At 69.4% G+C, this 22,983-nt stretch carries 14 protein-coding genes; 2 read left to right on the top strand and 12 right to left on the bottom strand.

Going from position 1 to position 22,983, the window contains the following annotated elements; translation table 11 throughout:
* Positions 1-35: 35 nt before the first annotated feature.
* The 12 genes from G6N30_RS22805 to glf all read right to left on the bottom strand — a co-directional run bounded on the left by G6N30_RS22805 (position 36) and on the right by glf (position 20,105).
* Positions 36-1,610 (bottom strand): acyl-CoA carboxylase subunit beta, encoded by a 1,575-nt coding sequence (locus tag G6N30_RS22805; RefSeq protein WP_134057209.1) that lies wholly within the window; start codon positions 1,608-1,610, stop codon positions 36-38.
* Positions 1,607-7,213 carry a polyketide synthase Pks13 gene (gene pks13, locus G6N30_RS22800; protein WP_163687745.1) on the bottom strand — a complete coding sequence of 1,869 codons (5,607 nt, stop codon included), beginning with the start codon at positions 7,211-7,213 and terminating at the stop codon, positions 1,607-1,609. The genes G6N30_RS22805 and pks13 overlap by 4 nt, the downstream gene beginning before the upstream one ends.
* Before the next feature lie 50 nt (positions 7,214-7,263).
* Positions 7,264-9,153: a long-chain-fatty-acid--AMP ligase FadD32 gene (fadD32, locus tag G6N30_RS22795; RefSeq protein WP_134057211.1), complete on the bottom strand. Its 1,890-nt coding sequence runs from the start codon at positions 9,151-9,153 to the stop codon at positions 7,264-7,266.
* A gap of 233 nt (positions 9,154-9,386) precedes the next feature.
* On the bottom strand, positions 9,387-10,394 hold the full coding sequence (gene culp6 / locus G6N30_RS22790) for a carboxylesterase Culp6 (RefSeq protein ID WP_134057213.1): 1,008 nt from the start codon (positions 10,392-10,394) through the stop codon (positions 9,387-9,389).
* A gap of 33 nt (positions 10,395-10,427) precedes the next feature.
* Complete coding sequence (locus G6N30_RS22785; protein ID WP_134057215.1) at positions 10,428-10,898, bottom strand: DUF732 domain-containing protein; 471 nt, start codon at positions 10,896-10,898, stop codon at positions 10,428-10,430.
* 57 nt (positions 10,899-10,955) lie between these two features.
* A complete protein-coding gene (locus G6N30_RS22780) occupies positions 10,956-11,852 on the bottom strand; it encodes an alpha/beta hydrolase-fold protein (protein WP_134057217.1) in 897 nt (298 codons plus the stop codon).
* A gap of 150 nt (positions 11,853-12,002) precedes the next feature.
* Positions 12,003-13,034, bottom strand: a complete 1,032-nt coding sequence (locus tag G6N30_RS22775; RefSeq protein ID WP_134057219.1) for an esterase family protein — start codon at positions 13,032-13,034, stop codon at positions 12,003-12,005.
* A 457-nt stretch (positions 13,035-13,491) separates the two neighbouring features.
* Positions 13,492-15,522 (bottom strand): terminal beta-(1->2)-arabinofuranosyltransferase, encoded by a 2,031-nt coding sequence (gene zomB, locus G6N30_RS22770; protein WP_163687743.1) that lies wholly within the window; start codon positions 15,520-15,522, stop codon positions 13,492-13,494.
* Positions 15,500-16,420 carry a decaprenyl-phosphate phosphoribosyltransferase gene (locus G6N30_RS22765; protein WP_134057221.1) on the bottom strand — a complete coding sequence of 307 codons (921 nt, stop codon included), beginning with the start codon at positions 16,418-16,420 and terminating at the stop codon, positions 15,500-15,502. The genes zomB and G6N30_RS22765 overlap by 23 nt, the downstream gene beginning before the upstream one ends.
* The gene (locus G6N30_RS22760) at positions 16,417-16,944 is read right to left on the bottom strand and encodes a phosphatase PAP2 family protein (RefSeq protein ID WP_134057223.1); all 528 of its coding nucleotides are present in this window, start codon (positions 16,942-16,944) and stop codon (positions 16,417-16,419) included. Before G6N30_RS22760 ends, G6N30_RS22765 begins: the two co-directional genes overlap by 4 nt.
* A 3-nt stretch (positions 16,945-16,947) precedes the next feature.
* Positions 16,948-18,876 (bottom strand): glycosyltransferase, encoded by a 1,929-nt coding sequence (locus G6N30_RS22755; protein WP_134057225.1) that lies wholly within the window; start codon positions 18,874-18,876, stop codon positions 16,948-16,950.
* Positions 18,873-20,105 (bottom strand): UDP-galactopyranose mutase, encoded by a 1,233-nt coding sequence (glf, locus tag G6N30_RS22750; protein WP_134057227.1) that lies wholly within the window; start codon positions 20,103-20,105, stop codon positions 18,873-18,875. The genes G6N30_RS22755 and glf overlap by 4 nt, the downstream gene beginning before the upstream one ends.
* Before the next feature lie 235 nt (positions 20,106-20,340).
* Here glf and G6N30_RS22745 point away from each other — a divergent pair, with 235 nt between their 5' ends.
* Together G6N30_RS22745 and G6N30_RS22740 are read left to right on the top strand one after the other, a co-directional pair.
* Positions 20,341-21,240: a hypothetical protein gene (locus G6N30_RS22745; protein WP_134057229.1), complete on the top strand. Its 900-nt coding sequence runs from the start codon at positions 20,341-20,343 to the stop codon at positions 21,238-21,240.
* 129 nt (positions 21,241-21,369) lie between these two features.
* Complete coding sequence (locus tag G6N30_RS22740; RefSeq protein WP_134057231.1) at positions 21,370-22,983, top strand: N-acetylmuramoyl-L-alanine amidase; 1,614 nt, start codon at positions 21,370-21,372, stop codon at positions 22,981-22,983.

The following is a 22,983-nucleotide window of genomic DNA, read 5'->3' as shown; positions in this document are numbered from 1 at the left end:
GGTGAGAGGTGCGAGGTGAGAAGTGAGCTGAGTACTTAGATGGGGGTGAGGCCGTGCTTGCGCTGCACGCGGTTGATCTGCTTGTCGCGCAGCAGGCGCATCGACTTGCGCAGCAGCAACCGCGTCTCGTGCGGTTCGATGACCGCGTCGATGAAGCCACGCTCGGCCGCGATCCAGGGCGTCGCCATGTTCAGGTTGTAGCCCTCGATGAAGTCGGCGCGGATCTTCTGCACCTCCGGCGCGGTCGGATCCGGGAACCGCTTCACCAACAGCTGCGCCGCGCCCTCCGCGCCGATCACCGCGATGCGGGCGGTCGGCCAGGCGAAGTTCAGGTCCGCCGAGAGCTGCTTGGAGCCCATCACCGCGTACGCGCCACCGTAGGACTTGCGGATCGTGATCGTCACCTTCGGCACGTCGGCCTCGACGACGGCGTTGAGGAACCGGCCGCCGCGCTTGATGATGCCGCCCTTCTCCTGCTCGACGCCCGGCATGAAGCCCGGGGTGTCGACGACGAAGACCAGCGGAAGGTTGTAGGAGTCGCAGAACCGGATGAACCGCGCGGCCTTGTCGGACGCCTCGTTGTCGATCGATCCGGACAGGTACATCGGCTGGTTGGCGACCACGCCCACCGAGCGGCCGTCGACCCGCGCGAACGCGGTGATGATGGCCTGCCCCTGGTTGGCCGCGACGTCGAACACGTCGCCGTCGTCGAAGATCCGCAGCAGGATCTCGTGCATGTCGTAGGCCATGTTGTCGGCGTCCGGCACGATCGTGTCCAGCTCGAGGTCGTGCGGGGTGATCTCCGGCTCGAGCCCCGGGTTCACGATCGGGGCGTCGTCGAATGTGTTGGGCGGCAGGAACTCCAGGTAGTCGCGGACGTACTGGAACGCCGCGGCCTCGTCCTCCACGACCTGGTGGATGTTGCCGTAGCGGGCCTGCGCGTCGGCGCCGCCGAGTTCGTCGAGGCTGACGTCCTCACCGGTGACGTCCTTGATCACGTCGGGCCCGGTGACGAACATGTAGCCCTGGTCGCGTACCGCGACCACCAGATCGGTCTGGATCGGCGAGTACACCGCACCACCGGCGCACTTGCCGAGGATGATCGAGATCTCCGGCACCAGACCGCGCAGCAGCTCATGGCGGCGGCCGAGCTCGGCGTACCACGCCAGCGAGGTCACCGCGTCCTGGATGCGGGCGCCCGCGGAGTCGTTGATGCCGATGATCGGGCAGCCGACCATCGCCACCCACTCCATCAGCTTGGCCACCTTGCGGCCGAACATCTCGCCGACCGAACCCTGGAACACCGTCTGGTCGTGGCTGAACACCCCGACCGGCCGGCCGTTGATGGTGCCGTGGCCGGTGACCACACCGTCACCGAACAGTGCGTTCGGGTCTCCCGGCGTCTTGGCCAGCGCACCGATCTCCAGGAAGCTGCCCGGATCCAGCAGCGAGTGGATGCGGGCGCGGGCGCTGGGCAGGCCCTTGCGGTCGCGCCGCGCCTTCGCCTTCTCGTCGCCGGGATCCTTGGCCAGCTCGAGCTTCTCGCGCAGTTCGGCCAGCTTCTCGGCAGTGGTCTTGGGCTTGGTGGGCGTTACGTCCGCGGTCGTCACTTCCCCTGCTTCTCCTGCGCTTCGCCGTGAATCCGGTTGATGGCCTCGCTCATGTGAGCGCCCACCTTGGCAATGTACGGCTCGTCGATCGCCTGGATGTGCTCACCCCCGATCGGGACCACTTCGAGCTCCGACACGAACTCACCCCAGCCGCCGTCGGGTTGCCGGGTGGCGTATCGCGGTTCGAAGTAGATCGCGTCGTCGTGGTAGCGGTCGGCCATGTACAGCGTGACGTGCCCGTCGTACGGCTTGATCTCGGCGGTGTCGATCATCCGGTTGTCGAGATACGACGTGCGCTGGTGCTCGATGATGCCGCCGGGGATCTGCACGCCGCTGGCCGCGACGGCCTCCATCACGAACTTCACCTGGCCCTCGTCGTCGAGGTTCTCCAGCTCCTCGTACGGGATCTCGGGGATCTGCACGTTGAACGTGCGCTCGGCGAAGCGGGCGTACCGCTCCCAGCGGGCGCGGGTCTCCTCCTTGGTCTGCGGCACCTCCTCACCGGCGCGCACCGCGTCGATCAGCCCCACGAACCGCACGTCGGCACCGGCCTGCTTGAGTCCGATGGCGCACGCGTAGGCCAGCACCCCGCCCAGCGACCAGCCGGCCAGGATGAAGGGCTTGCCCGTCTGACCGCCGGTCCAGCCGTTGATCTCCAGCAGCTTCGGCACGTACTCGGCCGCCCGCTCCTCCACGGAGCCCTCGACCCGCTCGATGCCGTACATCGGGACGTCGGCGGGCAGGCGTTTGAGCAGCGGTTCGTAGACCACGGTCGACCCGCCGGCCGGGTGGAACACGAACACCGGAATCTGCGATCCGCCTTCCGACGGGGCGCGCAACACCCGCACGAACCCGTCGACCTTGCCGGACTCGAGATGCTCGCGCACCGTGGTGGCCAGCTCCTCGATGGTCGTGGCGGACGTGACGTCCTCGGCGGTGATGGTGCCTTCGGCGCGTTCGGTCAGCCGCTCGGCCAGTTTCGCCGCCGTGGCGGCGTCGACCTTCGGCAGTTCGTTGAAGATGCCGCCCGGCGACTTACCGGTGACGATCGCCCACGTCGCGAACGTGACGCGCTCGGCGGCATCACGCGGGGGCACGTCGGCCCCGAGCGCCTCGGTGACGGCCTCCTGGGTCAGCACCGACGCGGCCGCCTTGGCCGCCGACGACTTGGCCGCCGAGGACTTGGCCGCCGAGGGCCCGGCCGGATTGGTCGGCGGCGCAGGGATGTCCGCCTTCGGAGCGGCCCCGGCCGCGACATCGGACAGCGGACCCGACGGATCGGTCGGCGGTGCCGGGATGGCCGGGGCGTCGTCGTCCTGCGTGCTCGGCTCGGCCTGCGGATCGGGCACCTGGGTGGTCGCCGTCGTCAGGTTGGCCCCGGACAGCACCGCGGCTTGTTCGGCGGCCTGTTCGGCCGCCGCCTCACCCAGCGGATGTCCGGCGGCCGCCAGCTTCTCCTCGAGCTCGGCGACCGTGGACGCCCCGCCCATCAGCTCGGCCTGCTCCGCGGCGATCTCCTCGGCGGTCTTGCCCTTCTGCGACTCCGCCAGCTGGTCGACCTCGTCGCGATGCTCGATCGCGTAGACGATGAGCTGCTCGACGGCGTAGAGGTTGGCGTCACGCACCGCGGTCAGCTGGATCGGCGGCAGGTCGAAGTCGTATTCGACGCGGTTCTTGATCCGCACCGCCATCAGCGAATCCAGGCCGAGCTCGATCAGCGGCACCTCCCACGGCAGGTCCTCGGGCTCGTAACCCATGGCACCGCCGACGATCAGTCCCAGCCGGTCGCGCACCGTCTCACCGGAATCCGGTGACCATTTGCCCAGGCCCGCACCGAGATTGGCACCCTGGGTCAGGTTGTCCGACAGGATCGCCGCGTCGTCGTCGGCCTCGGGCTCCGCCGGTGCCAGCGCCTCGCCCTGCGCCGCAACGGTTCCCGTGGCGACGGCCGCGGGAAGCGCGACAGCCTGACCGCCGCGGGTGACGATCGCGTCGTAGACCAGCGTGAACGATTCGTCGATTCGGGCGTGCACCTGCACCGACGCCCCACCCGGGTGACGGGTCAGCGTGGTGACCAGGCGGGCGCCCTCGCCGGGCACCGCGCGCTGCTCGGCCGCTGTCACCGCGGCATCCGAGAACACCTGCGCGGCAGCAGATTTCACCAGCACGGCCAAATCTGTCGCGCCGCGCGGCGCGTACTCCCACACGTGCCTGCCGTCCGGGGTGGCGACGTGGCTACCCGGCATGACGCCGGCGTTGTCGCCGCTGAAGCGCACGTCGAGCCAGTGCGGCTTACGCCGGAACCGGGTCGGCGGGATGTTCGCGTAGTCCAGCGCGCCGGCCAGCCCGCGCGAGCGCCGCGGGAACAGGGTGCGCATGTCCAGGTCGTGGCCGTGGACGAACAGCTGAGCCATGGCCGCGGTCATCGAGTCGACCTCGTCCTGCTTGCGGGCCAGCGTCGCGATCAGCTGGCCATCGTAGAGTCCAGCGGCAGACGTCGTTAACCCGACCTGCATGAGCGCCACCGGATTCGGCGCGAGCTCGAGGAACGTGGTGTGCCCGTTGTCGACGGCGTTGCGGATGCCGTGGGTGAAGTAGACGCTGTGGCGCAGCCCCTTCTTCCAGTAGTCCACGTCGTGGATGGGGTCGGCGCCCGCCCGGATCAGCCTGCCCTCGTGCACGGTGGAGTAGTACGCCGTCTGCAGCGGATGCGGCTCGATGCCCTGGATCTCGGCTGAGAGTTCACCCAGCAGCGGGTCCATCTGCGAGGTGTGGCTGGCGCCCTTGGTCTGCAGCTTGCGGGCGAACTTGCCCTCGGATTCGGCGCGGGCGACGATCGCGTCGATCTGTTCGGGCGGACCACCGATGACCGTCTGGGTGGGGGCGGCGTACACGCACACCTCCAGTCCCGGGTAATCCGAGAAGACGGTCTTGATCTCGTCGGCCGAGTACTCCACCAGCGCCATCAGCCGGATGTACTCGCCGAACAGCATCGCCTCGCCCTCACCCATCAGGTGGGCGCGCGAGCAGATGGTGCGGGTGGCGTCCTCCAGCGACAGGCCGCCGGAGAAGTACGCCGCGGCCGCTTCGCCGAGCGACTGGCCGATGACCGCGCCGGGCTTGGCACCGTGATGCTTGAGCAGTTCACCGAGGGCGATCTGGATGGCGAAGATCACCGTCTGGACGACCTCGATGGGGTACTCGCAGGTCTCGTTGGTGTAGTCGATGGCGTCGTCGAGGATCAATTCCACGACGGAGTAGCCGCGCTCGTCCTGAACGTGCGCGTCGACCTTGTTGATCCACTCCGCGAAGACCTCGTTGCGCAGGTAAAGGTCCTTGCCCATCTTGCGGTGCTGGGCGCCGAATCCGGCGAGCACCCAGACCGGACCGTTGGTGACGGGTCCGTCGGCGCTGTAGACGTTCGGGCTCTGCTTACCCTCGGCCAGCGCGCGCAGCCCCTTGACGGCCTCGTCGTGGTCGCGGGCCATCACCACAGCGCGGGAGCGGCCGTGGTTGCGGCGCGACAGCGTCCGCCCGATCGCCTCCAGTGACGCCGCCCGGCCCTCCTCGCTGTCGATCCAGTCGGCCAGCTCGGCGGCCGCGGAACGCTTGCGGGAGGTCAGGAATGCCGAAACAGCAAGCGGGACAAGCGGAGTGGGCTGTCCTTTCGCCTCGAGCTCCTGGCGGGCGGCCTCGATCAGCCGCTGGGCCTCGTCGGTCAGGCCGGGCAGCTCGTACTCGGGTTCGGCGGCCGCGGCCGGGGTGTCCAGTGCGTCGTCATCATCGTCGCTGGAGACGAACTCGCCGTACTCGTCCATCCGGACCCCGCCCACGTACACGGCGGGCTTGTTCGGCTCGGCGGTCACCTCGACCACCTGCTCGGGTTCGGGCTCGACCAGATCGCTGGGCAGCACCTCGCGCAGCACCAGGTGCGCGTTGGCACCGCCGAAGCCGAAGCCGGACACACCGGCGATCGCGTGGCCGCTGTAGCGCGGCCAGTCGGAGACGGTGTCGTTGACCTTCAGCCGCACCGCGTCGAAGTCGATGTACGGGTTCGGGCCGGTGTAGTTGATCGACGGCGGCAGCTTGTCGTTGCGCAGCGACAGCGCCACCTTCGCCAGGCTGGCCGCACCGGCCGCCGACTCGAGGTGTCCGAGATTGGATTTCACCGCGCCGAGCAGCGCGGGCTTGTCGGCCGGCCGGTTGCGGCCGACCACGCGGCCGAGTGCGTCGGCCTCGATCGGGTCGCCGAGGATGGTTCCGGTGCCGTGCGCCTCGATGTAGTCGACGTCGCGCGGGTTGATGCCGGCGTCCTTGTACGCCTTGCGCAGCACCTCGGCCTGCGCGTCGGGGTTGGGCGCCAGCATGCCGTTGGACCGGCCGTCGTGGTTGACCGCGCTGCCCGCGATCACCGCGAGGATGTCGTCGCCGTCGCGCCGGGCGTCGCTCAACCGCTTGAGCACCAGCATGCCGGCGCCCTCGGAGCGCGCGTAGCCGTTGGCGTCCTGCGAGAACGACTTGATCCGGCCGTCCGGCGCCAGCACGCCGCCGACCTCGTCGAAGCCGATGGTCACCAGCGGGGTGATCAGCGCGTTGACACCGCCGACCACGGCGACGTCGGCCTCGCCCGAGCGCAGCGCGGCCACCCCCTGGTGTGCGGCGACCAGCGAGCTGGAACACGCGGTGTCGATGGCCATCGACGGTCCGCGGAAGTCGTAGAAGTACGAGACCCGGTTGGCGATGATCGAGCTGGTGGTGCCGGTGATCGCGTACGGGTGTGCCACCGACGGATCGGCGACGGACATGAAGCTGTAGTCGTTGTTCGACGCGCCGATGTAGACGCCGACCCGTTCGCCGCGCAGGCTCGACGCCGGAATGCGGGCGTGCTCCAACGCCTGCCAGGTCAGCTCGAGCGCCATCCGCTGCTGCGGATCGATGTTGTCGGCCTCCATCTTCGACAGCGCGAAGAACTCGGCGTCGAAGCCCTTGATGTCCTTGAGGTAGCCGCCCCGGGTGGCCGCCTTGGCGACACGCTCGGCGATCCGCGGCTCGGCGAGGAACTCCTCCCAGCGCCCCTCGGGCAGGTCGGTGATGGCGTCGCGGCCCTCGAGCAGCGCCTGCCACATCTCCTCGGGACTGTCCATGTCGCCCGGGAAGCGGGTCGCGATACCGACGATCGCGACGTCCTCGACGTCACGCTCGCGGCTCCAGTCCTGATCGTCGGCGCCGTCGTCGGCGCGTTCGGGCTCGCCCTCGATGATCACCGTCGCCAGCGATTCGATGGTCGGGTGCCGGAACGCGACCGTCGCGGTCAGCGTGACGCCGGTGAGGTCCTCGATGTCGCTGGCCATGGCGACCGCGTCGCGCGAGGACAGGCCGAGCTCCACCATCGGCGTCGACTCGTCGATGGAGTCGGCGTTCTGCCCGGTGGCGTTGGCGATCCAGTTGCGCAGCCATTCGCGCATCTCGGCGACGGTCATGTCGACCTGCGCGGGCCTCAGCGGACCACCGTCGCCGGAGGCGACGAGATGGCCTTCCCCCTGCGCGACGACCGGCTGGTTCTGCACGGAGGGCGAATTGTTCGGTGTTTCAGACATGTTCATCTCTTTCGCCGCCCGCGGCGGGTGTGTGTGGGAAGGGCGGGGCCCGTTCGTCAGTCGGTCTCGTCGGGGAAGGCGTTGGCGACCTTCCCGCTGCGGAGGCTGCCGTCGAGGTAGGCCGAGCGGCAGGCGCGGCGGCCGATCTTGCCGCTCGAGGTGCGCGGGATCGCGCCGGCCGGGGTCAGCAGCACGTCGCGCACGGTGACGCCGTGGCGCACCGCGATCGCGGCGCGGATGTCGTCCGCGATCGGGCCCATGTCGAGCTTGTGCGCGCCCGGCGCCCGCTCACCGACGATCACGAGCTGTTCGGACGTGTCGGCGGGGTCGCGCTTCAGACCGGCGTGGGCGTTCTCGAAGACCTCGTCGGGCAGCTGGTTGGCCGGCACCGAGAACGCGGCGACGAACCCGGTGCGCAGCGCCTTGGTGGCCTCCTGCGCCGAGTACTCGAGGTCCTGCGGGTAGTGGTTGCGGCCGTCGATGATGACCAAGTCCTTGACGCGGCCGGTGATGTAGAGCTCGCCGTCGTGGTAGGCGCCGAGGTCGCCGGTGCGGACCCAGGTCGCGTCATCGGGCGCACCCGCGGCGTGGCTGGGCTCAGTGCGGGACTTGAGGATGTTGTGGAACGTCTCGCGGGTCTCTTCCTCTTTGCCCCAGTAGCCGGTGCCCATGTTCTGGCCACTGATCCAGATCTCGCCGATCTGGCCGTCGGGCAGCTCGGTGGCCGACTCGTGGTCGACGATGACCGCCCACTCCGCGACGCCGACCTTGCCCGCACCCGCCTGCGCGACGGCCTTCGGCGAATCTTCGGTCACCTCGACGAAGCGGTGGTTGTTCAGTTCGTCGCGGTCGACGTAGGTGATCCGCGGCTCGGCGCTGATCGGTGTGGTGGACACGAACAGCGTGGCCTCCGCCAGACCGTAGGACGGCTTGATCGCCTTGGGCTGGAACCCGAACGGCCCGAACGCGTCGTTGAACCGGCGCACCGTGGCCGCCGAAATCGGCTCGCTGCCGTTGAGGATGCACTTGATGTTGCTCAAGTCGAGCGGCGGCTCGCCGTCCTTGGGCACACCGCGGACGGCGGCATGGTCGAACGCGAAGTTCGGGGCGACGGAGATGACGCCCCCGGTGTCGCCTTCCTTGCGGGCCATCTCGCGGATCCAGCGGCCGGGCCTGCGGACGAACGCCGCCGGCGTCATGAAGGTGATGTAGTGGCCGAGCATCGGTGACAGCAGCACGGTGATCAAGCCCATGTCGTGGAAGAACGGCAGCCAGGACACGCCCCGGTCGCCTTCCTCGCCCTCGAGCGCCTCGATCACCTGGACCACGTTGGTGGCGAGGTTGAGGTGGGTGATCTGCACGCCGGTCGGGATGCGGGTCGACCCCGAGGTGTACTGCAGGTAGGCGATGGTCTCCTGGTTGACGTCGACCGGCTCCCAGGTGGCACCGACCTCGTCGGGCACCGCGTCGACGGCGATGACACGCGGCCGCTGGTTGGCCGGCCGGGTCCGGAAGAACTTCCGCACCCCTTCGGCGGCCTCGGTGGTGGTCAGGATCGCCGATGGATGACAGTCGTCGAGAACGGCGTGCAGGCGGCCGACGTGTCCGGGCTCGTTCGGGTCGAACAGCGGCACGGCGATACGGCCGGAGTAGAGGGTGCCGAAGAACGCGACGAGGTAGTCGAGGTTCTGCGGGCACAGGATCGCCACCCGGTCGCCGGGCTGGGTGACCTGCTGCAGGCGCGCGCCGACGGCCCGGTTGCGGGCGCCGAAATCGTTCCAGTTGAGGTCACGGGCGACGCCGTCGCGTTCGGTGGAGAAGTCCAGGAAGCGGTACGCCACCTTGTCGCCACGCACCTTCGCCCACCGCTCGACGTGACGCACCAGGTTCCCGTTGTCGGGGAACTTGATGAGACCGTCCTTGATGAACGGGTTGTGGAATGGCATCTCACACTCTCCTGTCAAAGCACTTCGGGCTTACGGGCCCGCAAAGCCTGCGTTGCACCGACGGGACGCTGCAGCCTCCTCGACGGACCGCGCGAACTCCAAACCCCCAAGATGCTACTCGGGTGTGGGTCCGCGGCGGCCTCGACGCCGTGTGCCGGCCGTCGGTCACCGTCTTAGTTTTCTCTTAATGTTAAGTGACCGGCCTGCACCGGCCAAATCATTCCGGTCACGTGTCAACCATGTTTTGGTTGCGGTGCGCTCTCGATGACGCCCCGCGCCCAGTTCAGCGTCCACTGCGTCGCGGACTGGCCGTCGACCTGCCAGAACTGCGGTGTGGCGTACATCGCGTGGATCGGCTGCCCGGCGCCGCCCGCCAGGGTCTCCAGCGTCCGCGGCAGGTTGACGATCGAGAACGCCGACTCCGGCGCCGCGCAGATCAGGTCGCCGGGTGCGCAGATCTCGAAGACGCGGTCGTTGAGCTGTCCGAAGCCGCCCGGGCGCGGGCCGGTCATGCTCAACCCGAGGGTGCTCAGCGTCGGCACCTCGGCCAGCGTGATCTCCGCGCCCACCCCCGGCGGGTTCGGGCCGACGTCCTGCCCGACCCCGGTCTCGCGGCGGCCGTCGGCGATCGTCGTCACGCCGAGCACCAGATCCTGGTCGATCGGGCCGCGGCCGTTGCCGACGTCGCTGGCGATGTCGCCGGCGATCACCGCACCCTGCGAGAAGCCGACGATCACGTAACTGGTCAGCGGGCAGCGGTTGTTCATGTCCGTCAGCGCCTTCACCGCGGCCTGGGTGCCCTCGGCGCGGCTGTCGTTGTAGGACATCTGCTTGTCGGCGGAGAACGGATTGTGGAACTGCGCGGTGTAGGGAACCGTGAAGATCTCCAGCCGGTCGTTGCCGAACTCGGCGCGCAGCGGGTTGGTGACGTTCAGCAGCAGCGCGATCGGGAACTGGGTGGGGTTGAACGGGTCGAGCTGCGGTGACGACTCCCAGGTCCCCGGGATCGACAGCAGCTGCACGTCCGGGCAGCTCGCATCCTGGAACTCCGGGCGCGGCTTACCGGTCGACGGCACGCCCGTCGGCGGCACCGCGGTGGGCGGCAGCGCCGTCTCCGGCGTGTCCGGCCTGCGCATCACCACCACGATGATGGCCACGACCAGCACCACCACCAGGGCCATCGCCCCGGCCGCGGCCAGGGCGAGGATTCGGTGACGTTTACGTCGACTGGATTTCGGCATGGGTGTTCGGCTCCTCGCGTACGCGGATCTGCGCTAGCAGAGTCGTTCTGTTGCGATGCGAATGTAGTCGGCGGTCGCGTCGTCGACCTCGCTCGCCGACACTCGCATGGAATTCGGCCGGGTGGCGCGCACGTCGCTGCGCACGAGCGGCAGGATGGCCTCCCACACCGCCTGGTCGCTCTGTTTGGCGGCATGCGCCTGGCAGACCGTGGAACCGATGGACAGGGCCCGCAGATCGCTCGTGGCGCGCACCCCGGCGGTCTTCAGCGCGTCGAGGTAGCGGCGCTGCTGGCCGGTGACGGTCAGCGCGCCCGGCTGCGCGGCCACCTCCGGCGGATCCGAAGCGCTGTCGGCGGCCTCACCCGCGGCCGCGTCCGGCGGGGGCTCCGCGGTCGAGGTCTGGTCGAGGTTGAGCACGGGGTTGGTCAAGGCACACGCGGTGACGAGGACGACCGCGGACAGCACGAGCAGCGTCGGGAGGATCCGCCGTTGGCTGTGCTGCACGCTTCCACGGTACCGGCTGCCCTGCCGGGCTCCGGGTGACTCGAAAGGCCCGCCGGCCTAGCGGATGGCCGCCACGAGGTCGCCCGACATCGCGCCGAGCTGCGGCCCCCAACTGCCCCAGCCGTGTTCGCCGCCCGCCGGGAAGTCGAAGTGGCCGTTGCTGCCCCCGACGGCACGGTAGTGCTGGTAGAAGCCGCGATTGCTGCCCTGGGCCTGATCGCAGTAACCGATCATCGCGGCCGGGTCGACACACGTCAGCGTGGACGGGCTGTACACCCACAGCCGGGTGTTGTTGTTCGCCAGCAGCTGGATGTGGACATCGGGGTCGTGCCACTTCCAGCGGCCCAGCTGTGGCAGTCCCCACATGTTGCGGGTGTCCACGCCGCCGAACCGCTGGAGGCCGGCGGTGATCGCTCCGTTGAGCGCGGTGGCCGAGGGCGTCATGAACCCGGACATGGAGCCGGCGTAGCGGAACCGGTCCGGGTGGAAGGTGGCCATCATCATCGCGCCGGTGCCGCCCTGCGCGGCGCCGACGATGCCGTGCCCGTTGGGGGCCAGTCCCTTGTTGGCGGCGAGCCAGTCGGGCAGCTCGGAGGACAGGAACGTCTCCCACTGGCGGCTGCCGTCCTGCTCCCAGTTCGTGTAGAGGCTCCAGGCGCCGCCGGCGGGGGCGGCGACCGAGATGCCCTTACCGGCGAGGGTGTTCATGGCGTTGCCCGCGGTCACCCAGTTGCTGACGTCGGGGGCGGCGTTGAACGCGTCGAGCAGGAACACCGCATGCGGTCCCCCGCCCTGGAAGGCGACCGGGATCGCGCGGCCCATGGCCGCCGACGGGACCATCAGGTACTCGACGGTGTCGGCCCGCGCGGTGGTCTCGGACGTGGCCTCGACGGCCGACCAGAGTCCCGCGGCCACCACCACGGTCAGTACCGCTCGCCACAACCCTCGCATCATCTGCCCCACCTCACGTCCGTCCGTCGCCCAACCCGCAGGTAGTGAATCACACCACGCTCACAGGACGCGCCGAAAAGCCCCCGCAAACGGCTGACGGCGGCGACCCCGAGGGGATCGCCGCCGCCGACCGCTGCTATCAGTGCGCGATTGTCAGCCCGCCGGTGCCGGCGCGGGAGACGGCTGCGGCACCGCACCCAGCACACGCTGGATGTCCGGCTTCATCTGCTGGAGCTGCTGGCCCCAGTAGCCCCAGCTGTGGGTACCGGCCTGCGGGAAGTTGAACACGCCGTTGCGGCCACCGGCGGCCAGGTACTGCTCCTGGAACGTCTCGTTGGTGCGCAGCGTGAAGCTCTCGAGGAACTTCGCGTTGAAGTTGTCGCCCTCGACCTGGCCGTTGATGTCGGCAGGCTTGCCGTTACCGCAGAACACCCACACGCGGGTGCCGTTGGCGACCAGCTTGTCGATGTTGACCATCGGGTCGTTGCGCTTCCACGCCGGGTCGCTCGACGGGCCCCACATGTCCTCGGACTTGTAGCCGCCCGCGTCACCCATCGACAGGCCGACCAGCATGGGCCACCAGCCCTCGGACAGGTTCAGGAAGCCCGACAGCGAGGCCGCGTACTGGAACTGCTGCGGGTAGTAGATCGCCAGCGTGAGCGCGGCGGAACCGGCCATCGACAGACCGACGGCGGCGTTGCGGTTCGGGTTCACACCCTTGGTGGACGCCAGGTAGGCGGGCAGCTCCTGGGTCAGGAAGGTCTCCCACTTGTAGGTGGAGCAACCGGCCTTACCGCAGGCCGGCTTGTACCAGTCGCTGTAGAAGCTGGACTGGCCGCCGACCGGCATGATCACCGACAGGCCCGAGTCGACGTACCACTCGAACGCCGCGGTGTTGATGTCCCAGCCGTTGAAGTCGTCCTGCGCACGCAGGCCGTCGAGCAGGTAGACGCCCGGGGAGTTGGCGCCGCCGCTCTGGAACTGGACCTTGATGTCGCGGCCCATGCCCGCGGACGGAACCATGAGGTACTCGACCGGCAGGCCCGGACGTGAGAACGCCCCCGCAGTCGCCGAGCCTCCTGCGACGCTCACCAGGCCGGGCACCACGGCGGCCACCGCGGCCGCGATCGTGAGCCGGCGCGGCAGGGCTTTCACCGCGTCGCGCATCTTCCCAACGAAACTCATACTGCTACCTATCCCATCTGTCGTAAGCCGCAACCGGTCCGGGCACTCCAGACCAGGCCGCGTTGCCCGTGTAGTCAACCACACGATTGTGTGATCGCTCTCTCCTGCAGGTTTCGTCCCGAGCGTTGCTGCCCCGTGGAAAGCGGCGCTCGAGCCGGGTGTCGAGGTGTGCGTTTGCGCACCTCAGAGCCCCGGCGCGCGGGTGCTCGCCGAGGGGAAATCGATGGGTGGCGGTGCAGTCACCGGCGGATTCGTGGAATTGGTCACCAACAGGTGCTGACGTGCTACGCATCTGCGGTCCTCCACCGGTTCGGCGCCGTCACACGGCGGTCATCAGGGCAGCGTCGACTGGGGTGTGCACGACACCCGAACGGGATATCGCATCGACCCGCCCCGGGCGTTACCCAAACAGACCAAGCGCGCGGGTCACAAATCGGCGACGCCACGCCGGTGCCCGTCACGGCCCGGTCGCCGGCATGCCGGTGTAGGGCGGCTCGAAGGGTTCGGGAATGGGCAGACCGCACCGGATCAGCTCGTAGCGCGGCACCCGGTCGAGGCGGTACTGGGTGAACTCGTAGGCGTGCACCACGTTCGACAGGAACCGGCGCGGGGTGAGCGGGCCGCGGATCGCGTTGAGGACCGCCTCGGTCGACGGGCACTTCAGCGCCGCCTCGGCCTGGGCCACCCAGTCGCGGTCGAGGTAGGTCGGCAGGTAGGGCGGGATCTTCAGGAACGGCCCCTCGGCCACCGCCCAGTCCGGGAACAGGTTCTTGTCGTGGCCGATCCGGCCGTCCTCGAGGCGTTCGGTGTGCGCGGCGAGCGGGTTCGCCAGCCCGATCTGGTCGATCACCCGCACGTCGAGGCCGACGTTCATGCCGAGCATGCCGAGGTTGGTGAAGAACACCGTGTGCGGGCCGACGTAGTCCGGGCCGGCGTCCGGCGGCGGTGGCAGTGCGGGCACCACGTCCCACATGTCGTAGTTGCCCGCGGGCAGCAGCAGCGCCCCGTCGGGGGTGTTCTCGAGCGCGGTGATCACCGCCCGCATCCGCGGATAGTCCAGGTAGTCGGCGGCGGTCAGCGGATGGGCGTGGCCGGTGGCCTGCGCGTAGAAGCGGCGCTCGTCGACGATGCCGGTGTCGGTGACCCGGGTGGCGTCGGGGCCCATCCCCGGCGAGTTGGCCGCCCACAGCGCCCAGCCCGCCACCGCCAGCCACAACACGCTGGTCGCGCCGGCCAGCAGGTATCCGGTCTCCCGGCTGATGCGGCTGCCGTCGGGCAGCACGACCGGGATCACCGAGACCGGAAGCAGCGTGCAGAACAGCGGGGTCAGCAGCACCCGCCCGTGCATGAAGTCGCCGCCCTGACGGATCCAGTAGACACCCTGGATCAGGCCGCTGACCACGATGAACAGCACCACCGTGGCGGGGCTCTGCACCAGCCGGGCCAGCCGGCCGTAGCCCGGCGGCGGCCGGTGGCGGATCCACCACGGCCGGCTGCGGGTGCTGAGCAGGACCACGCCGATGAGCACCAGCAGGACGGCGGGCACCCACAGCAGGTAGGGCTCGGCGAAGTTGGTGAGGTAGGTGAAGCCCTGCGTCCACTTGGCGCCGGTCGCGTCCTTGGCCACCGCGGTGCCGGGGACGATCAGGGCGTAGTAGCCCATCCGGAAGATCTGGTAGAGCACCGGCAGGAGTCCGCCGGCCACGACGATCAGCAGCCGGCGCCGCCAGGAGCGGGCTGCCACCAGCATCATCAGCAGCACGCCGACGCCGACGAGCGCCAGTTCGGGGCGCACCAGCACGCTGAGCCCGGCGAGGAAGGCCAGTGCGGCGGCGAAGGGCCGGCTCACCGCGTCGCGGCCCGTCGCCGACGGGTTGCGCAGGGCCTGCGACCAGGCCACCAGCATCCACCACAGCAGGCCCAGGTAGGCGATGACCATGCCGTTCTCCAGGCCGGAGGTGGCGAAGTCGCGCGCCGGGGGCACCGCGATGTAGACCAGGACACCCGCGGGCAGCAGCAGCGCGCGGCGGCCCTGCAGCCCCGGCGCGTAGAGGCGGGCGGTGCCGAGCATCGCCAGCACCACCCCGACCACCGACAGCACCAGCGCGAACACCAGCGCGACGTATTCGAGCTGCACCGACCCGCCGACCCAGGCGCCCGCGGTGATCAGGTACGTCCACAGCGTCGAGGTGTTGGCCTCCACCCGCTCGCCGGCGTTGAACACCGGACCATTGCCCGCCAGCAGGTTGCGCACCGTGCGCAGCACGATCAGGCCGTCGTCGGCGATCCACCGCCGCTGCCAGGCGCCCCAGCCGAACAGCACCGCGACCAGCACGACGCTCACCCACAGGCTCACCCGCACCGTGACGTCGTACGGGAACGCCGGGCCGCGGACCAGCCGTCGCACGGTCCCCGACGCGCGCGCCGTCCGCACCGGGTCCGGTCGCCGCGGCGGCAGCACCGTGTCAGCCGAAGATGACTGCCGCACCGACGGTCCCGATCCACGCCACGGCGAGGAACTGCAGCACCCGGTCGCGCAGCGCGATCTCCTCGGGCTCCCCCGCCATGCCGCCGTCGACGTCGACGGCGTAGCGCAGGATCGCGATGGTGAACGGGATCATCGAGACGACGAACCACGAGGTGCCGCCCTGGTCGTCACGCCCGAACGCCCACAGGCCGTAACAGAGCACCACCGCGGTCGCCGACATCGTCCACACGAACCGCAGGTATGTGGTGGTGTAGCGCTCGAGCGACTTGCGGATCTTGGCGCCGGTCCGTTCGGCCAGCTGCAGTTCGGCGTAGCGCTTACCCGCCGCCATGAACAGCGAGCCGAACGCCATGACGAGCAGGAACCACTGCGACAGCGGGATGTCGGCGGCCACGCCGCCCGCGATGGCCCGGATGAGGAATCCAGACGAGACGATGCAGATGTCCAGCACCGCTTGATGTTTCAGGCCGAAGCAGTAGGCCAGCTGGATGGCGATGTAGACCGCCATCACCAGCGCCAGGTTCGGGGTGAGCAGCCACGAGATGATCAGCGACAGCGCGCCCAGCACGACGGCGAGGATGTAGGCCAGCCGTTCGGGCACCACCCCTGCCGCGATCGGGCGGAACCGCTTGGTCGGGTGGGCGCGGTCGGCTTCGACATCGCGGGCGTCGTTGACCAGGTACACCGTGGAGGCCGCCAGGCAGAACGCGACGAAGGCCACCGACACCTTGATCAGCACGGTGCGGTAGTCGTAGGTGAACCGGTCGTCGCCGAGGGCGACCAGTGGCGCGGCCAGCACCAGCAGGTTCTTCACCCACTGCCGCGGCCGGATCGCCTTGACGATGCCTGCGGGCAGGCTCCGTGGCGGGCCGGTGACCGGTGCCGCTTCCTCACTCATGCCGAAACTCCACTTCTCCGGTGGGCCGCACGCGCGGTGGCCTCGGCGACCACCGCACCGACCGCGACGCCGGTCAGCACGTCACTGGGATAGTGCACGCCGAGCACCAGTCGCGACAACGCCATCGGCGGCACCAGCAGCGCGGGCAGCGGCAACCCGGTCACCCGGCCCAGCAGAACCGCGGCGGCGGTGGTGGACGTGGCGTGTGCGGACGGGAAGCTCAGCCGACTCGGTGTGCCGACGTTGACGGCGATGTCCGGGTGGTGCGGGCGCTCCCGGCGGACGACGCGCTTGATCAGCACGGCGGCCGCGTGCGCGGCGAACGCGCCGGTGCCCGCGACCAGCCAGTCGCGCCTGCGCGAGGGTTGCAGCAGGGCGCCGGCGCCGGCGACGGCCAGCCAACCCGCGCTGTGCTCGCCGAAGTGCGACAGCGCGCGGGCGCCAGGCAGCACACCGGAGCGACCTGCGAGGGCAGCCTGTACCGCCACCAACGCGGCGTCCTCACCGCGCGGTTCGTCAACCATCGTTCATCGCACTTCATGCGGGGAGAGGAGCACCGTCTCCCACTTCTGCTTACTCGACAGCACCGGAAGCGCCTCGCGGTAGACGCGCCGCATCCGGTTGAACTTGCGGGCCAGCCGGATGTGCTGGCGCATCGACGCCCGCAGCAGCGCGAACATCTTGTCCCGGTCGCGCTGGCGGTACACCACGCCGCGGCCGTCGGCGGTGGTCACCGTGACGCCGTCGACCTTGCACAGCAGGAACCACCGGGCGTCCTGCGTGGCGACGTTGAGCTGCGGCCGTTCGTGGTGGGCCGGGTTCTCCTTCTTGAGCTGGTGCACCACGCCGCGGGTCAGCCGCATCGCGATGGCCGGCTTGTTGGTGGGGATGCGGATCTTGCGGCGCACCTTGCCCGACGGTGCGGGCAGCGCGGTGGCGCCGGGCAGCACGACGGCGTCGGGGTATTGCTCGCGCATCTTGCGTACCTCGGGCAGCGCCGACTCCAGGATGGAGAAGATGTGCTCGGGGCCGGCCAGGAAGTCCGCCATCGCCTTGGTCTGGATGGCGACGGTCGAATACTCAAGGCAGAGAAGGTGTTTCAGCGTCGCCTTTACCGAAGAGGCGAGCAGGCCGCCGACCTTGCCGTCCCAGTGCATGGCCGCGACCACCAGCCGGTTGCGCAGGTGGAAGTAGGCCTGCCAGTCGATGGCGTCGTCCTTGTCGCTCCACGCCATGTGCCAGATCGCCGCGCCGGGCAGCGTGACGGTGCCGTAGCCGTGTTCGGCGGCGCGCAGCCCGTAATCGGCGTCGTCCCACTTGATGAACAGCGGCAGCGGCTGTCCCAGCTCCTCGGCGACCTGGCGGGGGATCATGCACATCCACCAGCCGTTGTAGTCGGCGTCGATGCGGCGGTGCAGCAGCTTGCTGCGCTCGTCGTCGTCGTCGAGCGGGTACTTGGCGAAGTCGTGGTCGTATTCGGCGTTGGGCGCCGCCGTCCACATGAAGTTCTCCTGGTCGACGACCTCGGCCATGATGTGCAGGTGTGACGGCTCCTGCAGGTTGAGCATCTGCCCGCCGACCAGCGTCGGGTGCTTGGCGAACCGGTTCATGGCCAGCGCGCGCAGGATCGAATCCGGTTCGACGCGGATGTCGTCGTCCATGAACAGGATCTGTTCGCAGTCGGTGTTCTTCAGCGCCTCGTACATCACCCGGCTGTAACCGCCGGATCCGCCGAGGTTGGGCTGATCGTGGATCGACAGCCGGTTGCCGAGCGCAGCCGCGGCGGCCTCGAAGTCCGGGTGGTCCTTGGCCTTCTTCGTGCCCTGGTCGGAGACGATCACCGCCCCGATCACCTCGTCGACCAGCGGATCGGAGGTCAGCGCCGCCAGCGCGTTGACGCAGTCGGCCGGCCGGTTGAACGTCGGGATGCCGACGGCGATGTTGGCCCGGCCCGGCGCCGGCGAGTCGGCGAACCAGCCGGCGCTGCGGACGGAGACCTCGGAGTCGGTGGTGATGTCGAACCAGATCCAGCCGCCGTCCTCGAACGGGCCGAGGTCGACCTCGAATTCGACGACGCCTGTTTCGGCCTCGGTGCCTGTCACCTCGGTGCCGCCGACGGTGATGCGGGCGCCGGTGGCCTTGGTGCGGTACACGTCGACGCGGGCGCTGCCGGTGAGTTCGACGCGCAGCACCACCGAGTCCAGCGTGGACCAGCGCCGCCAGTAGCTGGCGGGGAACGCGTTGAAATAGGTGGCGAACGACACCTCGGACTCGGCGCCGATCTCCAGCGTGGTGCGCGTCGGCGCGTGTGCGCGCCGGGCGTTGGTGTCGGATTCCTTTATATAGAGCTTGCGGACGTCGAGGGGTTCGCCGGGCCGCGGCAGGATCACGCGCGACAGCAGGCTGACGGCGCGCGATTCGCCGGCGGCCAGCGCGCCGGTCGGGATGTCACTCATGCGGGGTTCTCGTTCTGGGTCAGGGGCGCACCGTCGCGCAGGTGCGGCGCCAGGGTGTTGTCGTACATGTTGAGCGCGCTGGCGATGGCCATGTGCATGTCGAGGTACTGGTAGGTGCCCAGTCGCCCGCCGAAGAGGACCTTGGCCGACGCCGTCTCGGTCTTGGCCTTGGCCCGGTACGCGGCCAGCAGCGCGCGGTCGGACTCGGTGTTGATCGGATAGTAGGGCTCGTCGTCCTCGTCGGCGAACCGGGAGAACTCGCGCATGATCACGGTCTTGTCCGTGGGGTAGGCGCGCTCCGGATGGAAGTGCCGGAACTCGTGGATGCGGGTGTAGGGCACGTCGGCGTCGTTGTAGTTCATGACGGGGGTGCCCTGGAAGTCGCCGGTGTCGAGCACTTCGAGTTCGAAGTCCAGGGTGCGCCAGCCCAGCCGGCCTTCGGTGTAGTCGAAGTAGCGGTCGACCGGCCCGGTGTAGACGACGGGGGCGTCGGGGTTGGCCGCGCGCAGCTCGTCGCGGACGTCGAACCAGTCGGTGTCCAGCCGCACCTCGATGCGGTCGTCGGCGGCCATGTTCTCCAGCCACTTCGTGTAGCCGTCGACGGGCAGGCCCTCGTAGGTGTCGTTGAAGTAGCGGTTGTCGAAGGTGTAGCGCACCGGCAGCCGGTTGATCGTCGAGGCGGGCAGTTCCTTGGGGTCGGTCTGCCATTGCTTGGCGGTGTAGTGCTTGACGAACGCCTCGTAGAGCGGGCGGCCGATCAGCGAGATCGCCTTCTCCTCGAGGTTCTGCGCGTCCTCGGTGTCGATTTCGGCGGCCTGCTCGGCGATCAGGGCGCGGGCCTCGTCCGGGGTGAAGTAGCGGCCGAAGAACTGGCTGACCAGGCCCAGGCCCATCGGGAACTGGTAGGCCTGGCCGTTGTACAGCGCGAACACCCGGTGCTGGTAGCCGGTGAAGTCGGTGAACTGCCGCACGTAGTCCCACACCCGCTGGTTGGACGTGTGGAACAGGTGGGCGCCGTAGCGGTGCACCTCGATACCGGTCTGCGGTTCCGGCTCGGAGTAGGCGTTACCCCCGATGTGCGGCCGCCGCTCGATGACGAGGACTCGTTTGTTCAACTGGGTCGCCACGCGCTCGGCGATCGTCAGGCCGAAGAAGCCGGAGCCGACGACGAAGAGGTCGTAGTGGGCTCCGGATGGAGGCGGAGCGACCGGGGACACAGGGGAGCTCATCGGCAGCCAGGGTATCCGACCGTTAGCGCCTTCCCCGACATGCAGCCCTCGGTGGGGCCAGCGGGTCAGGTCGCAATTAGCTCACGATTCCATATCGTCACTCTAGTCACACCAGTCACGCCAGTAGCATCGGTCAGGTCGAAGCGTGGACTCGTGAGAGGGAGTTCGGCGCCGTCGACATCGATTGAGCTGACGAGCAATAACCACATGTAGTCCATGTATTGAGGAGACTTCCGTGCCGAACCGACGTCGCAACAAGGCCTCGACAGCCATGAGCGCGTTCGCCGCCCTGGCCGTCGCAAGTCCAGTCGCAGCCGTGGCCGTGACCCAGCTCTCCGGGTCCACCGATGCGCCTCAGCACCGAGAGTTCGTCCAGGCCGCCATGGTCACCGATCTGCCCAGCGAGCTGATGTCCGCACTGTCGCAGGGCCTGTCCTCGTTCGGCATCAACCTCCCGCCGATGCCGACGAGCGTGCTCACCGGAACCCCGGCCGCGTCGCCGACGCTGACCACCCCTGGCCTGGCCACGCCCGGTCTCACCTCGCCAGGCCTCGCGACGCCGGGTCTGACCACCCCGGGCCTGGCCACGCCCGGTCTCACCACCCCGGGGCTGACCACGCCCGGCCTGACCACGCCCGGTCTGACGACGCCGGGGGTGAGCGTGCCGCCGGTGACCGCGACCGCGCCGGGGCTCACCGACGTGGGGCTGACCAACCCCGCGCTCACCAACCCGGCGCTGACCAGCCCCGCCGGTGATCTCTCCGGGCTGACCGCCCCGGGGCTGACCACGCCGGCGGCCGGCCTCGATCCGGCGCTGACCCCGGTTTCCACCGGCGCCCTGCCGGTGCCGGGAGAGATCCCGATCTCGGCGCCGCTGGCCACCGACCCGGCCCTGGGCACCTACCCGATCCTCGGCGATCCGCTGATGGCGACGGTGCCCACCGCTCCGGCCAGCACCGGCCTGCTCGGCGATCTGTCCAGCGCGGCCAACCAGCTCGGCGCGGGCCAGGCCATCGACCTGCTCAAGGGCGTCGTGGTGCCGGCGATCACGGGGGCCATCAAGTCGGCGGCCCCGCCCGCCGGCGCGCCGCTCCCGCCGCCTGCACCGGCCCCGGCACCGGCCCCGGGTATGTAGTAGTCCTGCATCGAAACGGCACCGCAGAAGTCAACGACGACTCTGCGGTGCCGTTGCAGTTGTGATTTGTTGCCGTTTTCGGCCGTGTCGAAACATCAGTAACAACTGACACATACGTAACATCAGTCCGTGCTGTCCCGTCGACCTGCGCCGTCGCTCTTCTTCACCGCAATCGCGGCGACGATCGTGATCCTGCCGTGGGCGGTCGACGGACTGCCCGGCGACGACAACGATTCCGCGGCACCCGGCGCACCGGTGCTGACCGAGCAGGCCCTCCCCGGCCTCGGCGGCGGCGAGACCATCCGCGAACTCCACCAGGACACTCCGTTCTCCATGGTCGCGCTGACCGCCGACGACCTCACCGGAACCTCCGCACGGGTGCGCGCCAAGAAGGATGACGGCTCATGGGGGCCGTGGTACGAGGCCGAACCACTCGAAGGAGTCGGCGAGGAGAACGCCGCACTGCGCGGCACCGACCCGGTGTTCGTCGGACGCACCACCACCGTGCAGATCGCGGTGACCCGGCCGCCCGACGCCGCACCCACCGCACCGCCGGCCAAAGCACCCGAAGGACCCCGGCTCGGGTACGTCCCCGCCACCGTCGAGCAGCCGTTCGCACAGAACATCAACGCGGTACTGATCAGCCCGCCGCAGGCACCGGTCGACACACTGCCGCTGCCCAACGCGGTGATGGCCCCGGGGGTGCCACCCCGCATCATCACCCGCCCGCAGTGGGGCGCCGACGAATCGATGCGATGCGGAGAACCGCGCTACGACAGGGCCGTTCGCGCCGGGATCGTGCACCACACCGCGGGCAGCAATGAGTACGCACCCGAGGATTCCGCGGGCATGGTCCGGTCGATCTACGAGTACCACACCCGCACGCTGGGCTGGTGCGACCTGGGCTACAACGCACTGGTCGACAAGTACGGCCAGGTCTTCGAGGGACGCGCGGGCGGAATGGACCGGCCAGTCGAGGGATCGCACACCGGCGGGTTCAACATCGACACCTGGGGGGTGGCGATGATGGGCAACTTCGACCTGGTACCGCCCACCCCGATCCAGTTGCGCACCACCGGACGACTGCTGGGCTGGCGGCTGGGACTCGACCGCGTCGACCCGATGGGGACCGTGGTGCTGACGTCTGCCGGCGGGTCGTTCACCCACTTCCCGCAGGGCGCCACCCCCACACTGCCGAGCATCTTCACCCACCGCGACGTCGGCAACACCGAATGCCCGGGCCGCGCCGCCTACGCCGCGATGGGCGATCTGCGGGCCATCGCCGCCCGGTTCAACGCACCCCCAGGGCCGGAGGATCTGGCCGAAACCCTGCGCGGCGGAGCGATTTTCGACCGATGGACCAAGATGGGTGCGATGACCAGCGCGCTGGGCGCGCCGACATCGCCGGAGGCCGCCGGCGCCGGCTCGGCCAAGTACGTCCGCTTCGAGCGCGGCGCGATGTACTGGTCACCGGAGAGCGGCGCCGCGCCGGTGACGGGCGCCATCTACGACGCTTGGGGCGCACTGGGATTCGAGCGCGGCGCACTCGGACTGCCCACCAGCGGCGAGATCCACGAACCGCTGTGGATCAAACAGAACTTCCAACACGGCACGCTGAACTTCGACCGCGAGAAGGGCACCGTCACCCGGGTGATCGACGGCGTCCCGCTCGAACTGCCGCCCGCTTCGTCACACACCCCGCCGGTGCAGCTGGAACGGTTCACCGCACCGATCAATCCCTAG

Source organism: Mycolicibacterium litorale, assembly GCF_010731695.1.
Lineage (GTDB): Bacteria > Actinomycetota > Actinomycetes > Mycobacteriales > Mycobacteriaceae > Mycobacterium > Mycobacterium litorale.
The sequence above is the reverse complement of the archived record's forward strand: the minus strand, read 5'-3'. Positions and strand labels throughout refer to the sequence as shown.

Excerpts from the sequence above, each read along its gene's own strand:
- G6N30_RS22760 (WP_134057223.1), bottom strand. The coding sequence starts at position 16,944 with ATGGTTGACGAACCGCGCGGTGAGGACGCCGCGTTGGTGGCGGTACAG.
- fadD32 (WP_134057211.1), bottom strand. The coding sequence starts at position 9,153 with ATGCCATTCCACAACCCGTTCATCAAGGACGGTCTCATCAAGTTCCCC.
- G6N30_RS22765 (WP_134057221.1), bottom strand. The coding sequence starts at position 16,420 with ATGAGTGAGGAAGCGGCACCGGTCACCGGCCCGCCACGGAGCCTGCCC.
- pks13 (WP_163687745.1), bottom strand. The coding sequence starts at position 7,213 with ATGAACATGTCTGAAACACCGAACAATTCGCCCTCCGTGCAGAACCAG.
- culp6 (WP_134057213.1), bottom strand. The coding sequence starts at position 10,394 with ATGCCGAAATCCAGTCGACGTAAACGTCACCGAATCCTCGCCCTGGCC.
- G6N30_RS22775 (WP_134057219.1), bottom strand. The coding sequence starts at position 13,034 with ATGAGTTTCGTTGGGAAGATGCGCGACGCGGTGAAAGCCCTGCCGCGC.
- glf (WP_134057227.1), bottom strand. The coding sequence starts at position 20,105 with ATGAGCTCCCCTGTGTCCCCGGTCGCTCCGCCTCCATCCGGAGCCCAC.
- G6N30_RS22780 (WP_134057217.1), bottom strand. The coding sequence starts at position 11,852 with ATGATGCGAGGGTTGTGGCGAGCGGTACTGACCGTGGTGGTGGCCGCG.
- G6N30_RS22755 (WP_134057225.1), bottom strand. The coding sequence starts at position 18,876 with ATGAGTGACATCCCGACCGGCGCGCTGGCCGCCGGCGAATCGCGCGCC.